Annotated in this window: 1 protein-coding gene; it reads right to left on the bottom strand. The window is 69.5% G+C overall.

The window, feature by feature from the left end; all coding sequences use genetic code 11:
* Nucleotides 1–19: 19 nt before the first annotated feature.
* Nucleotides 20–416: oxygenase MpaB family protein (locus tag H7I41_RS29170; RefSeq protein ID WP_264016145.1), on the bottom strand; the 397-nt coding region annotated here is incomplete at its 5' end.

Below are 416 nucleotides of genomic sequence, written 5' to 3'. Positions count from 1 at the left end.
CGAGGAAGGCGCTCGTCACCTACAGGTGCTGGGCCCGCGCCATCCGGCGACGCAGCGCCCGCAGATTGTCGTAATGCCAGGCCAGTGGATCGTCGGCCATCGGCGTGGCCAGTTGACGTGTCGTCTCGTCGGGCGCCGACAGGGCCGTCAGGGTGTGGTAGAGCACCCGGATACCGTCCCGGAAGTTGTGCGGCAGCCATTCGTCCTGCACGCCGATCAGCCAACCGACATAGCGGGTCAGGTGCGCGACGGCGTCCAGGTCCTGCGGCGAACTGAGGATGCCCATGCCGAGGCTGGCGGCCGGCGGGGCGATGAGCGCGCCGATCAGGGTGGCCGCCATGTCGGTCTGGTTCACCGGCACACCCCACTCGTCGGCGCGCCAATCGGGCATGGCGCCCACATGCCTGCGCACGAAG

It is taken from the genome of [Mycobacterium] manitobense (genome assembly GCF_025821665.1).
Lineage (GTDB): Bacteria > Actinomycetota > Actinomycetes > Mycobacteriales > Mycobacteriaceae > Mycobacterium > Mycobacterium arseniciresistens.
This window is presented reverse-complemented; position numbering and strand designations above follow the sequence as displayed.